This window comes from Haloferula chungangensis (genome assembly GCF_042664875.1).
Lineage (GTDB): Bacteria > Verrucomicrobiota > Verrucomicrobiia > Verrucomicrobiales > Akkermansiaceae > Haloferula > Haloferula chungangensis.
Genome location: NZ_JBHTBS010000005.1, coordinates 1 through 13,315 on the forward strand (window position 1 = coordinate 1; position 13,315 = coordinate 13,315).

The 13,315-nt window shown below is 59.1% G+C and carries 12 protein-coding genes; 4 read left to right on the plus strand and 8 right to left on the minus strand.

Annotation, left to right across the window (positions count from 1 at the left end; translation table 11 throughout):
- The first annotated feature begins 63 nt into the window (after positions 1 to 63).
- Both ACFQY0_RS11085 and ACFQY0_RS11090 read left to right on the plus strand, forming a co-directional pair.
- A complete protein-coding gene (locus ACFQY0_RS11085) occupies positions 64 to 768 on the plus strand; it encodes an RHS repeat-associated core domain-containing protein (RefSeq protein ID WP_379712288.1) in 705 nt (234 codons plus the stop codon).
- Entirely contained in the window at positions 758 to 1,093 is a 336-nt protein-coding gene (locus ACFQY0_RS11090; protein WP_379712290.1) for an ankyrin repeat domain-containing protein, read from the plus strand. The genes ACFQY0_RS11085 and ACFQY0_RS11090 overlap by 11 nt, the downstream gene beginning before the upstream one ends.
- Before the next feature lie 440 nt (positions 1,094 to 1,533).
- Here the strand turns inward: ACFQY0_RS11090 and ACFQY0_RS11095 are convergent, their stop codons facing one another.
- From ACFQY0_RS11095 to ACFQY0_RS11130, 8 genes are all read right to left on the minus strand, one after another.
- On the minus strand, positions 1,534 to 2,574 hold the full coding sequence (locus ACFQY0_RS11095; protein WP_379712292.1) for a transposase: 1,041 nt from the start codon (positions 2,572 to 2,574) through the stop codon (positions 1,534 to 1,536).
- A complete protein-coding gene (locus ACFQY0_RS11100) occupies positions 2,552 to 2,914 on the minus strand; it encodes a transposase (RefSeq protein ID WP_379712294.1) in 363 nt (120 codons plus the stop codon). Before ACFQY0_RS11100 ends, ACFQY0_RS11095 begins: the two co-directional genes overlap by 23 nt.
- A 42-nt stretch (positions 2,915 to 2,956) precedes the next feature.
- A complete protein-coding gene (locus tag ACFQY0_RS11105) occupies positions 2,957 to 3,352 on the minus strand; it encodes a transposase (protein ID WP_379712296.1) in 396 nt (131 codons plus the stop codon).
- A gap of 201 nt (positions 3,353 to 3,553) precedes the next feature.
- Complete coding sequence (locus ACFQY0_RS11110; RefSeq protein WP_379712298.1) at positions 3,554 to 4,435, minus strand: hypothetical protein; 882 nt, start codon at positions 4,433 to 4,435, stop codon at positions 3,554 to 3,556.
- Between the two features lie 902 nt (positions 4,436 to 5,337).
- Positions 5,338 to 8,517, minus strand: coding sequence for an efflux RND transporter permease subunit (locus tag ACFQY0_RS11115; protein ID WP_379712300.1), 3,180 nt, complete (start codon positions 8,515 to 8,517; stop codon positions 5,338 to 5,340).
- Positions 8,514 to 9,701 carry an efflux RND transporter periplasmic adaptor subunit gene (locus ACFQY0_RS11120; RefSeq protein ID WP_379712302.1) on the minus strand — a complete coding sequence of 396 codons (1,188 nt, stop codon included), beginning with the start codon at positions 9,699 to 9,701 and terminating at the stop codon, positions 8,514 to 8,516. The genes ACFQY0_RS11115 and ACFQY0_RS11120 overlap by 4 nt, the downstream gene beginning before the upstream one ends.
- 12 nt (positions 9,702 to 9,713) lie before the next feature.
- Positions 9,714 to 11,063, minus strand: coding sequence for an efflux transporter outer membrane subunit (locus ACFQY0_RS11125; protein ID WP_379712304.1), 1,350 nt, complete (start codon positions 11,061 to 11,063; stop codon positions 9,714 to 9,716).
- Positions 11,060 to 11,683 (minus strand): TetR/AcrR family transcriptional regulator, encoded by a 624-nt coding sequence (locus ACFQY0_RS11130; RefSeq protein ID WP_379712306.1) that lies wholly within the window; start codon positions 11,681 to 11,683, stop codon positions 11,060 to 11,062. The genes ACFQY0_RS11125 and ACFQY0_RS11130 overlap by 4 nt, the downstream gene beginning before the upstream one ends.
- 119 nt (positions 11,684 to 11,802) lie before the next feature.
- Here ACFQY0_RS11130 and ACFQY0_RS11135 point away from each other — a divergent pair, with 119 nt between their 5' ends.
- Together ACFQY0_RS11135 and ACFQY0_RS11140 are read left to right on the plus strand one after the other, a co-directional pair.
- Positions 11,803 to 12,357: a hypothetical protein gene (locus ACFQY0_RS11135; protein WP_379712308.1), complete on the plus strand. Its 555-nt coding sequence runs from the start codon at positions 11,803 to 11,805 to the stop codon at positions 12,355 to 12,357.
- A 32-nt stretch (positions 12,358 to 12,389) separates the two neighbouring features.
- Complete coding sequence (locus tag ACFQY0_RS11140; protein WP_379712310.1) at positions 12,390 to 13,253, plus strand: CvfB family protein; 864 nt, start codon at positions 12,390 to 12,392, stop codon at positions 13,251 to 13,253.
- Positions 13,254 to 13,315: the final 62 nt, after the last annotated feature.

Below are 13,315 nucleotides of genomic sequence, written 5' to 3' on the forward strand. Positions count from 1 at the left end.
CAGAAACGCCCAGATTAAGAGAACCTAGTCGGGAATCCCTAGCTTCGGTGTAACCATCTGCTTATGTATTACTTACGGAATATTTCGGAAACTTCCAGGATAACCAAATACGGCTTTCGGTACTACGATCCGGTGACGGGGAGGTGGCCAAGTAGGGATCCGATCGGGGAGAGGGGCGGGGTGAACCTGTATGGGTTTGTTGGAAATGATGGGCTGAATGACTGGGATAATCTTGGTCTCTTTTCACCCGGGCCAAGCGGTGTCCTTGAAAAGGCGCTTTCTGAGGCGGCGAAGAGCGCGGCAAAAGCCGCACCAGCTGCAGCGGCAGATGGTCCGCTTCCTGTTGGTGATGCCGTTGTTGCGGCTGCCGCCGCATTTGCCGCTAGTTGGCAAGTTGGTGAAGCTATTGCAGATGTTGTGGATGGAGGATATGAAGAATATCCTCCGAGCCCTGAAGCTGAGAAAGCACTCAAGAAAGCAAGACGAGCACAGGAGAAGGCAGTTCGTGAATTAACAAGAAAAATCAGAACACGCCAATATGAGCCTGATCCCTATAAAAACGACGAAGACCCATGTAAGTCAATTTGCTGGAGACTTAAAAGAGCTGAAGACGTAAAATCTATGCGGGATGATAGGATGAAAAGGTATCCTATGGATAATGACCCGCAAGATCATGGAGGTCAGATTGATCAATGGAATTCTACCGTTGATAAATTAAAAGAAGACGTTAAAAATAATAAATGTTGTTGCGACAAATATGACTTTTAAATTATTAGATTTTTTAAATGATTGTCAGGACGCGTTTTCGCTTAAAAATTCAAACTTTAAAGATATTGACTTAAAAGTAGTTAGATCTGCTTCTGGAGATTCTCTTTTGCACGCAGCTGTTACGCGTGGTGACATTGAATTGGTCAAGGAATTATGCGAAAATGGACTTAATGTAAATGCTCAAGGAGACCTTGGATACACTCCTCTTCATTGTGCTGCTGATTATAAATTTACTTTAATATATAAATACCTCGTGTCTCAAGGGGGTAGTCAGGATGTACTGGATAATTTTGGTAAAACTCCTGCTGATCTATTTTATGGATGAACTATCTGAACTACATGTCAAAAGGCATGTCAAAAGGTGTCAGGTGAGAATGGCGCTGTTTTAAGCCGGACCTCGGGATAAAGAGTGGCCGAGAATCCGCTGGTCCTGTTAGATCCTGTGTGACCAAAAACCAACCGTTACTCAGCGGATTCCCGACGCAGCTTTGTGGCTCCGCCAAGCGCCGCCTGCAAGATATTATCGCCGCCACACGCCGTGCCCTGGCCGACTCCTCCATCGCGACTTACGCGATGCAGTTCTCCCATGTCCTGCCGGCCGACTTCCTTCACGGCCTGTCGGTTTCCCGGCGGATCAGGCAGTATTGCAACGTCACGGTCTTCTGGGCCTGGCTCGCCCAGATCCTCGAAGCCAACGCCTCGCTTTCCAAGGGAGTGAGCCTGATCCAGGCGTGGTGTGAGGACGCCGGACTACCAAAAAAGGTGTCAGGTGATAACTCTTGCAATCTCATCCTTGAGTTTCGCGGTCTTCTTGTCGCCTTTCTCCAGCTTTTCCCGAACTTCCCTCGCCATCCGACTGACGTACGGCGCGGTTCCCATCGTCAATTCCTCGGCGATCCACTTCAGCCTGACGCTGGTGCGTTCCATCAGAAGGTGGGCAAGAAGGGCTTTCCTCGGATCATTCTTCGGCAGTTCCGGCAATGCCTCCCTATCTACCTTCAGGATTCTGAGACCCTCTTTCACAATTCTCCCCGCGACCTTTAGATCGAGATCCTTCAGCTCCGCACTTGTATAGCGCTTCCGATCCTTCTTCACGGGCTTCTCTCCATCCATTCCCGCCATCTTGAGTAGTTTCTCCCGAAACGCCTGGCCTCCGAAATACCACCCTCGTCGCAAGGTCGACTGGAGGCTCTGGCCTTCCCACAGCACCCGTCCTGCCTGATTCGCTTCGCTCCAATCCACCAGCCGCTCAAGACGCTCGATGAACTTCCGCCGCCCCGCCGCCGTATCCTTCAGTTCGCTACATTCGAAGCCTTTTGCCGTCTCCATCCATTCGAAGCGCTTGCTTGGGGGCTTGCGATACTCCCGCAGACTCGTCCACTCCGCCCCGTCAAAGCCATCGCCCTTCTGGATCATGCCGGCCCGCACCGGATTCAAATGCACGTAGTCCAGCAACTGCTTGAAATAGTTGCCCCTCCCACCCTGCACCACGATCGACTTGTAGCGTCCGCCGAAAAGGTGGCCCCACTTGGCATTCTTCACGTTGAATCGTCGGGTATACGTCGTCTGGAACCATTGCATTCCCGCCACCAGATTCGCCTTCGGCGTTTCGAGAACGAGATGGTAGTGATTGTCCATCAAGGCATAGGCATGAATCCGAATCCCCGTCCTCTTCGCCATCTCTCCCAGCGTTCTTAGAAACATCCAGCGATCATCGTCGCCAAGGACAATGGCTTCCCTGCGATTCCCGCGTGCCAAGACGTGGTAGATCGCCCCGGGAAACTCAATTCGCGGCCCTCTCCCCATACTGAAAGCCGTAACCAGGGGCAAGGTGGAATGCAAGATTTATCACCTGACACCTTTTCTGCTTGGCATTCTTCACGTTGAATCGTCGGGTATACGTCGTCTGGAACCATTGCATTCCCGCCACCAGATTCGCCTTCGGCGTTTCGAGAACGAGATGGTAGTGATTGTCCATCAAGGCATAGGCATGAATCCGAATCCCCGTCCTCTTCGCCATCTCTCCCAGCGTTCTTAGAAACATCCAGCGATCATCGTCGCCAAGGACAATGGCTTCCCTGCGATTCCCGCGTGCCAAGACGTGGTAGATCGCCCCGGGAAACTCAATTCGCGGCCCTCTCCCCATACTGAAAGCCGTAACCAGGGGCAAGGTGGAATGCAAGATTTATCACCTGACACCTTTTCTGCGTGACACCTTTTCTGCGATTCCATCCTTCTTCTTCACGAGCCCGGCTCGCACCGGATTGAGGTGGATGTAGTGAACCAGTCGGCTGAAGTAGCCATCGCCAGCCGCCGGAATCGCCTTGTAGCGGCCTCCGAAAAGGTGTCCCCAGAGTCGGTGACGGGCATTGAATCGGCGCGTCCAGGTGTTCTGAAACCAGCGCATGCCATCCACGAGATTCGCCTCCGGAGTGCGGACTAGTAGGTGGTAGTGGTTGTCCATCAGCACCCACGCGTAGAGCCGCCAGCCGCTCCGGTCGACAAGCTCGGCGAGGGTTTTCACGAACCTCCTCCGATCTTCATCGTCCAACACGATGTCCTCTCGCCGATTGCCGCGAGCCATCACGTGATAGAGCGCACCGGGATACTCGATTCTCTTCTGTCGTGGCTCTCTTCAACGGAACACAGTGGGGGAGTGAATGTCAAAAAGTTTTGACTGACCCCATTTCCGTGTTGGTGGCGTGTTGGAACCGCCGTGCTACGGATCCGTATGGCCGGTGGTGTGGGGGGCGGGGGTTAGAATCCCCTGCCTACCCGATTGGGCTTATTCATTGTCGTATTCAAGGTCTGGTGCGAAGTTCTCAGGATCCACCAAACCAAAATAGTCCTCGGGTGTATATCGGCTAGTTCGAGTATGTCTGCCACCCATGCCTGTTACTTCTAGTTTCGCGTAGCCGCTCAGTTTCAGGCCACACGCGGAGCATTCAAACTCACGCGGACTGACGGGCTGCCTAACTACGACTTCTCCGTCATCATGAGAGACTTGCTCCTGACCGTACAATACGCCCGAAACACTAGCAGGGGAACCGCACGCTGGGCAAACCACTCTGTGGTGCCCCTGCCACGAGAGCTGCTTGGCCTGTTGATCCGCCGCAGCTCTGGCTGCAGCTTGATCTTCTGGAGTCTTCTCATCGAAAACCTTCTTGTGCGCAGCGATAGACGACTTGACCTGACCTTCGACTCCAGAACGCTCTTGTGTCAACAACTCTTCAGCGTTCGTGGCTTCTTCATCACCAAAGAGCTCAGCTAGATCTTTTCCCTGGCACTCACATAACGCCTTGCACGAATGGCAAAACCCACTGAGCCATTGCGAACTAGGATACTCGTCGAAAGCTGAACTGCCCGAATGCAACTCTTCATTTCTTCGGTTGATGATGGCCGTCGAAACTTTCTGATGTTCGTCGGTGAATTGGTCGAAAAGGTTTGAACACAATTGAAGCACTTGCGCCGAACCCAAGGATCTCTTTGGAACGCGCTCCGAACCTCTTCCAAGAGCGTGGAGCAGATGTTTGTGTTCGCGGTCAGGCTCAGCTAGGAGCGTTGGACTCACATGAGAGACTGCAGAACGAGCCAACAATTCTAGACCCAACGCCGCCCAGAGTCCAAACAATGGATCATCCTTGGACTCATTAAATGCTCTCTCCATGTATACTGAAGCTTTTGCCCAGAGTGAATCACGATCCCATGCCATAGTCAGTAAATGTAAATTCGTTGAATTAGTCGATCGAAGTCGTCGCAGTCAGAATCCCCGCGGGCGTGTAAATATCGCCAATTAGGGATGATCGCAACACGATTGGGCAGCCAATCTATCAATTCGCCCTTGATGTCGCAGCATCGTGCTCGAAGAAGCGCATCGACCTCTCTCGCGGCCCTATTCGCCGGAGCCATGCAATTCGGATCGTAACGTAACCCACGCTGCCCACCCTGCTCAAAATACATAGTCGTATACACCTTGCGTCGCCCGGTATCGCAAAGCCAAGCTCCCTGTCGCAGTCGTCCTGAAGAGAACTCGCCTACCATCGAGGCGAATGGGGCTAGCACTGTTGGCCGACTTAGATTACCGCTGACTGCTCTCAGTAATACTAGACGAGCGGGCCGGGGCCAGAATGCTGTGTCGGTATGAAAGGGGAAAGTGCCCGTTCCAAACCTTTCACTTAACGAGTTTGGTCTCGCCCTATCTGAAGAAGAGACACGAAGCTGCTTGATTGTGGAACCGTCAGGCAGCGGGATTGGTCTGCCAAGACTGTTCGCTAGGTCCAGAAACTCCGCCTCTGAGCATATGGAGTCGTGTAATTGAGGCTCTATTTCGTCAACGACTGCGCTCATGTGTTTCTTGCCCAACAATGTTTATTCGTATCACCTCGATCTTGATATTCGGGGTGTTGCCGTTGAAAGACTAGGGTGGCGATTCCTTGTGTTTCAAGGGATTATTCTGTTTTGTGTGGCGATGTCGGCGGTTTTTGAGAGAGGTGATTTGGCCGAGCTTTGTCTGGCTGCTATCAACGCTCTTCAGCTGATTCGTGGGGCATCACTTTCTCCGCGGCCAATCTACGAACTCCGCGATGGAAGGGCTTTCCAGGTGGCGATGGAGCGGCCGAAGCGGCTGCGGAAGTCGTGGGAGATGAGGATCAGCATGGGGAGCAGGATCAGGGTGATGACGGTGGCGAAGAGCACGCCGAAGGCGACGGAGACGGCCATCGGTTTGAGGAACTGAGCCTGCACGGCGGGTTCGGCGAGGAGCGGGACGAGGCCGACGAAGGTTGTTAGAGTGGTGAGCAGGATCGCGCGGAAGCGCTGGCCGGCGGCGTCGTGGAGAGCGTCGGGCAGGGCGAGGCCTTCGGCGCGGAGTTCATCGACGCGGTGGACGAAGACGAGCGAGTCGTTGACAACGATGCCGCTGAGCGCGAGCACACCGAAGACGGAGAGGATGCTGACGGGCAGGCCGAAGAGGAAGTGGCCGAGCAGGGCGCCGATGATGCCGAAGGGAATGACTGACATGATCGCGAGCGGCTTGGAGTAGGACTTCAGCGGAATCGCCAGCAGGATGTAGATCGAGAGCAGTGAGACGAGGAAGCCGACTTCGAGCGAGACGACGGATTTCTGCCGCTGCTCGGCGTCGCCCATGAGGGCGATGTCGACCTCGGGGTGCTGGGCGCGGAAGTCGGGGAAGTAGTCCTCGCTGAGGCGGGCGAGGATTTCTTCGCCGGAGGTGATGCTTTTATCGACGTTGGCCTGGACGTTGACGTTGCGGCTCGAGTCGGTGCGTTGGATGGAGGCGAGGCCGGAGCCGTATTCGGTGTCGGCGACGACGGAGAAGGGCACGGCGCTGCCGTCCTGGGCGCGGATGCGCATGTCGCGAAGGGTGGCGAGGGAGCTGCGCTCTTCGATGGGGTATCTCACCATGACTTTGACTTCGTCGCGGCCACGCTGCACGCGCTGGGCTTCGCGTCCGTAGAAGGCGTCGCGGACGTTGCTGGCGAGGTCGCGTCGGGTGAAGCCGGCGGCTTCGCCTTCGGGAGTGATGGCGATTTTGATTTCGGGTTTGCCAGAATCGAAGGTGTCCTTGACGTCGTTGACTCCGGGGAAGGTGGCGACTTTTTCCTTGAGCACGTCGGCGGCGGCCTTGAGGGCGTCGAGGTCGGTGCTTTCGAGCTGGATATCGAGGTCCGCGCGATTGCGTCCGCCGGTGGTGCCCGAGAAGGAAAGGGCGCGGGCACCGGCGACGGGGCCGACTTTTTCGCGCCAGCGTTTGACGACATCGCCGGTGGCGACGCTGCGTTCTTCGGAGGGGGTGAGTTGGGCGGCGACCGAGGCGGCGGTGTTGGTGTTGGCGGAGATCTGGTAGTGCTTGAGGATTTTTTCGCCGGACTCGGCTTCGAGTTCGCGGACGGCTTCCTCGAGTCCATCGCCGATGCGCACGGCGACTTCGTGGAGGTAATCGACGGGCAGGCCTTGTTCGAGTTCGACGTTCGAGGAGATGTCGTCGCGGAAGATGTCGGGGAAGAAAACGATGCGGAGTTTTCCCGCCGGGATGAGCCCGATGACGACGATCAGCAGGGCGAGGAAGGCGCCGGCGACGAGGTAGCGGTAGTCCATCATGCGGCGCAGCGCGGGCTGGAAGAAGCGCACGACGAACCATTGCAGGGCGTCGGCGACGCGGTCCTGGATGGCGTAGAGTCCGCGCGAGAGGAAGTTGCGTCCGCGGCGGTGGACGTCGATGTGGGCGAGGTGGGACGGCAGGATCAGCTTCGATTCGATGAGCGAGAAGATCAGGGTGAAGATGACGACGATGGCGGTCTGGCCGAGCACATTGCCGAGGCGTCCGGAGATCTGGCTGAGGGGGAGGAAGGCGGCGATGGTGGTGACGACGCCGAAGAAGGCGGGCACGATGACCCGCGAAACGCCGCGGACCGTGGCGCGCAGTTCGGCATCGGGTGCGTCGGGATTCTTCTGCTCCTCCTTGGCGGAGAAGACACTTTCGCCGATGACGATGGCGTCATCGACGAGGATGCCGAGGACGATGATGAAGGCGAAGGAGGTGAGCTGGTTGATGGAGAGATCGATGCCGGGCAGCGGGAAGAGCAGGATGGCGCCGGCGACGGAAAAGGGGATGCCGACGGCGACCCAGAAGGCGAGCCGCAGGTTGAGGAAGAGGGCGAGGGTGACGATGACCAGCAGGGTGCCGGTGACTCCGTTCGAGATGAGCAGCTTCAGGCGGCCGCGGATGGGAGTGGAGCCGTCGTTCCAGGTGCTGACGGACACGCCTTCGGGCAGGGGGTGAAAGGTCGCGTAGCTTTCGACATAGGATTGGGCGGCGCTGCTGGCGTTGATGACGTCGTCATTGCCCTCGGTGGTGACCTGGAGCGAAACCGAGTTCTCGCCATCGAAGCGGCCGAGGATTTCCTGATCGACGAAGGCGTCGCGGATGTCGGCGACGTCGCGCACGAAGATCCGGGTGCCGTCGTCGGAGGTCCGCAGCGGGATGGCTCCGAACTCGCTGGCGTCGTAGGCCTGGTCGCGCGAGCGCAGGGTGATCTCGCCGCCTTTTCCACGCACGACCCCGCCGGAAAGGTCGATGGAGTTGTTGGAAACGGCGTCGGCGACCTCGCTGAAGGTCAGGCCATAGGCGCGGAGCTTGTCCTCGGAGACCTCGATGGAGATTTCGTAGTCCCGCGCGCTGAAGGTGTCGACGAGGCTGATCTCCGGGAGTTTTAGTAGTTCGTCGCGGAGGTGGCGGGCGGTTTCCTTGAGGGTGGCCTCGGAGGCCGAGCCGTGGACTTCGACCCACAGCACCTGGTTGCTGCGTTTGTTTTCACTGATGATCGGGTTTTCGACCTGCTCGGGAAAGCTCGGGATGGCGTCGACCTTGATTTTGACGTCATCGAGCAGTTTCTGGATCGGGTAGTCCTCGATCGATTCGACAGTGATCGTCGCGCCGCTGTCGGTGGAGGTGCTGCGGATGTGGTCGATGCCCTGGATGCCCTGAAGGGCTTCCTCGACCTTGATGGCGACGCCGCGCTCGACGTCTTCGGGCGTGCCGCCGAGAAAGGGCACGACGATCGAGACGCTCTGGGAGTCGAAGGAGGGGAAGGCCTCCTTGCGCACGGTGAAGGCGGTGTAGATGCCGGCGCAGAGGACGGTCAGCAGGATCACGTTGGCGACCACCGGGTTCGAGGCGAACCAGGCGATGAACGGATGCTTGGCGATGGGATCGTCGCGGTCGCTCATGGCTGGTCGTTGTTAGAGCTCGGGTTCTCGATGACGACGGCGGCGCCATCGCGGAAGCTGGCGAGTGGTCGGGTGACGACTTTGAGGGGCATTTCGGCAACGGGCTCGGCGATGCGTGCGAGGAACTTGCCGTCCTCGTTGAAAAGACGCTCAAGCGCTTGGCGGCGGAGTTTGTTTTCGGGATCGACGACCCAGACGTAGCTGTCTTCGACGAGCGAGGCATCCGGGAGTTCGTGGACGGCGGGGAGGGTGGCTCCGTTGATCTTCGCGGTGACGAAGGTCCCGACGGGGAGGACGGCGTCGCCGTTTTCGAAGGGGTCGGAGACTTCGGCGATCACATAGATCGTCTGGTTCTGGGGGTCGATGGCAGCCTCGGTGCGGGTGATCCGAGCCTGCCATTCGGAGCCGGGCAGGGAGGGGCTGTGGAGGGTGGCCTCAAGCGCGGGATTCGAGCCGGGGACGAAAGCGAGTGGGAGGTCGAGTCGAACGACTTGGGCCGGGGTGAGCGGGAGGCGCACCTCGACCTTGTCGCGTGAGATCAGCGAGCCGAGCGAGGTGCCGGCGGCGACGACGTTGCCGGGGCTGGCCTCGCGGCTCTGGACGATGGCATCGAATGGCGCGCGGATTTCGGTGCGCTGGAGGTTGAGCTGGGCTTGGTCGGTGGCGGCTTCGGCGGCTTCCAGAGCAGCTTCGGCGGCGGCGAGCTGGGGTTTGCGCAAGGTGTAGTCCGGGGCGTCGGCAAGCTTGCGGCCGGAGGCGAGCCAGTCTTCGCCGGCGATCTGCGAGCGGGTTTTTTCCTCGGCGAGGGTCTGGCGGGCGGCGGCGACGGCGGACTCGCGTTCAGCCAGGGCGCTGCGGTAGTCGGCGTCCTCGATCTTGGCGAGCAGGTCGCCGGTCCTGACGGCGCGGCCGGCGTCGAATTCCGCGGCGATGCTTTCGATCCGTCCTCCGACCTGACCCGCGACCTGGGTGGCGTAGTAAGTACGGACATTGCCGTAGGTCGATATCGTCGGCCTGGCGTCGGCCGGGTTCGACTCGATCACGCTGACGCGCGAGATGGCGACCTGTGGTTTGCGTGGCGGCGGTTCCTTGCGGGAAGAGACCAGTTTGTAGATGCCGAAGGCGGCCACTGCGATGATGAGGGGCGCGAAGAGCAGGTTGATGATCTTGTTTCCTGTGGTCATGGAGGTGATGGGTCAGACGCCTTTTCCGAGGGCGAGCGCGAGGGCCACGCGGTTCTGGAGGCGGGCGGCGTGAAGGTTGATGGTGTCGTCCTCGGTGGAGAAGACGCGGCGTTGGGCTTCGAAGAGCGAGAGCAGGTCGGAGATGCCGGCCTCGTAGTCGCGGCGGGTGCGGGTTTCGGCGCTGCGGGCGGCGTCGAGGGCCTGCAGTCGCGATTTTTCCTGCTGGAGGAGGAGTCGTTCGCTGCCGAGGGCGTCTTCGACTTCCTTGAAGGCGGAAAGGACGGTCGACTGCCAGGCGGCGAGGGCTTGTTCGGCGCGTTTGCCGGCGGCACCGAGCTCGGCCTGGCGCAGGCCGGCGTCGAAGATCGGCGCGGAGAGGCCGGCAACGACGGACCAGGTGTCGAAGCTTGAGTTGGCGAGGTTGGAAAGCAACGAACTGCTGTTGCCGACAGAACCTGTTAGAGGAAAAGAAGGGAAGAGGTCGGCGTGAGCGACCTTGACCCGCGAGTCGGCGGCGCGGAGCCGTTGGTAGGCGGCATCGACGTCCGGGCGCTTCAGCAACAGGTCGGAGGGGACGCCGGATGGTACGGAGCGATTCAGCGAAGGCCATGAGGAAGCGGAGATGCCGGCGTCGGGGTATGCCCCTGTTAGAAGATTGAGCGTGCGGGCGGCGCGGTCGCGGTTGTCCTTGAGCTGTTCGATGTCGGCGCGGGCGTTTTCAAGGTCGGTGCGGGTGAGTTCGAGGTCGGCGAGGCTGGCGGTGCCGAGTTCGAAGCGTCGGGCGACGAGTCGGTTGGTGTCCTCGAAGCTGGTGACGCGACGGTTTCCGAGGGCGAGTCGTTTTTCCGCGGCGACGAGGTCGAACCAGGATTGCATGCTTTGGGCGGCGAGCGATTGACGGGCGCTTGCGTAGTCGGCGGCTGCGGCAGCCTGATCGGCGGTGCTGGCGGTGACGCCGGCTCGGATGCGGCCCCAGACATCGAGCTCCCAGCGGGCGTCGAGAGAGAGCCGGAAGTCGGAGGATTCACCAACACTGGGAAGCCTTGATCGACCGGCACTGGCATTGCCATCCAGCGCGGGATAGAGTTCGGAGGCGGTTTTTCGGGTGTTGAATCCGGCTTCCTCCATTCGCGCCAGACTGCCCTTCAGGTCGGGGTTGTTAGATAGCGCCTGATTGACCGCGCGACGCATGCGCGAGTCATTGAACAATCCGAGCAGCGAATCGGCGACCTGAGGGACGGGAGCGGGTGTGGCATCGAAGCGCGCCGGGATTTCCAGCGATGAGGCGGCACCGGGCGCGAGGGGACCGGGTGCGGCACAGGAGGCGAGGATCGCAGCACAAAGGAGGAGGGAAGCTCTCATGGGTTGGCGGAGGCAAAGGTGGCGATGCCGGCGAGCGCGAAGGCGTGCTGGCGGTCGATGAACTCGCTGAGCTTTTCAGGCGACATTTCGGTGGGGAAGATGTGGGCGCGGACCCGATGGGCGAGGCTGGGAAAAACGCAGAGGGCGACGATGTTGAGCTTGGCCTGGGCGAGGATGGCCTTGGGGATTTTCCCGAGAAGCTGGTGAAGGATGGAACCAAGGATCACGCCTTGGAGTTCACCGACTTCGGCCACCACAAGTTCGTCCGGTGCGAATTCGCGGGTGCCTTGATGGATCATGATGCGGTTGAAGTCGCCGGCCGGTCCGGGGTCGAAGTTCCTGCGGATCATGCCGGACATGAAGGCGTGGAGGCGGCGCTCGCCCGGGGCATCCGAGCTCAGGCCGCCATCGAGCGGAAATTCTTCTTCGGAGCGCTTGAAGGCCTTGCGCAGGACATGGCGAAAGAGGTTTTCCTTGGAGCCGAAGTGGTAGTTGACGGAGGCAATGTTGGCTCCGGCGGCTTCGCAGACCTCGGCGACCGTGGCATCCCGATAGCCCTTTTCGGCAAAGATTCCGACTGCTGCCGTGAGCAGGCGGGATTTGGTGGAGGGAGCGGGCATGCCGAGAGTAACGCCGCCCGGTGGGAAATGTTTCGAATAAATATTTAAAATGTGCATTTGAATGATCTGAGTCGGAATGAGGCTCGCCATGGCCGGTGGGGATGCTGTAATTCTGGACGATGGGCCTGGAGCTGGATCCCGAGGAAATTTTTGGTGTCGCGGTGGTCGACGTGGGTCGGCGGGTGCTGAGCTTTTCTGGATGCCTTGTGGTTGCGTCGCTTCTGGCCTCGGTGGCGCTGGGGATGGGTGAGGCAATCGTCGATCTGGATCTCGGCGATGTCTTTGAGTGGCTCCCTTACTTCTGGTTTCTTTTTCTTGCACCCTTCGTCAGCGGATGGGGTGTGCTGTATATTCCTCTGGTTTTAGCCCTCGCCTTCCGGGTGTTCACGAATCAGGGCGGGATGTTTCGAGAGCTTCTAGTGTTTCTTGGAACCGGGGCCCTTTTGATTGTGTTGGCAGTCAGTGAATTCGATTGGGCTCTGCTGGCCTCGATCGTCATGTTGTCGGGCTGTGTTGGCGGAGTGGTGTGGCTCGGCCTGATCCTTGAGCAGCGTTTTAGAAGAGACACCGAGGCTCACTTCATGGGTCTATCCATCGAGAATGAGATGCGGCGGAGGAGCCTGAAGAAGACCTTTGGAACGGAGGCCTACAACGAGGTCAACGATGGTTCTTGAATGGGAGGTGCCGAGCGCAGCACAGTGCGGCCATGGCGAAGATCGGTGAACGGGTGGCTCTGACGGTGCTGCGGGAGGCTCCTCCGGGAGTGTTTCTCGATGGGGGCGAGGAGCTTGGCGAAGTGTTGCTTCCGAGACGCGAGTTTCCGCCGGTATGGGAAATCGGCGGACAGGTGCGGGTGTTTCTTTACACCGACTCCGAGGACCGGCCGATCGCGACCTGCAAGCGGCCGAAGGCGATGCCGGGAGACTTTGCCTATTTGGAATGTGTGGCGACTTCGGGTGTCGGCGCGTTTGTGAACTGGGGATTGCAGAAAGATCTGCTGGTGCCCTTTCGTGAGCAGAAGGAGCGGATGGAAGTGGGGAAATCGTATGTGGTGCACGTCTACGTCGATCCGGAGAGTGATCGGGTGGTGGCGAGTCGTCGACTGAACCGCTACCTGAGCCAGGAGCCACCGAACTATGCGGAAGGCGAAGAAGTGGATTTGATTTTGTTCGGGAAAACCGATCTCGGTTACAAGGCGATCATCAACGCAAAGCACTCCGGCGTGTTGTTTGAAAACGAAGTGCATCGTCGACTGCGTGCGGGTGAGGAGACGAAGGGCTACATCGTGCAGGTGAGAAAAGACGGGAAGATCGACCTCTCGCTCTATCCTCCGGGACGCGCGAGGATCGATGATCTCGAGGCGCAGATTGAAGATGAGTTGATCAAGCGCGGGGGTTTCTGGGACTTGTGTGATTCGAGTTCGCCGGAGGAAATCAACAAGGCGCTCGGGGTGAGCAAGAAGGCTTTCAAGCAGGCGACCGGCGCACTTTACCGACGAAAGCGGATCACGATCGGCAAGGATGGAATCAAGCTGATCGGCAGCGAGCCGGAAGAGTGGCGGCCGGAGTGATCGGGTCGTCTGCCGGGGCGCGGCGTCCGTGACGAGGATGCTCGACTGGAGGGGAGTGCGGC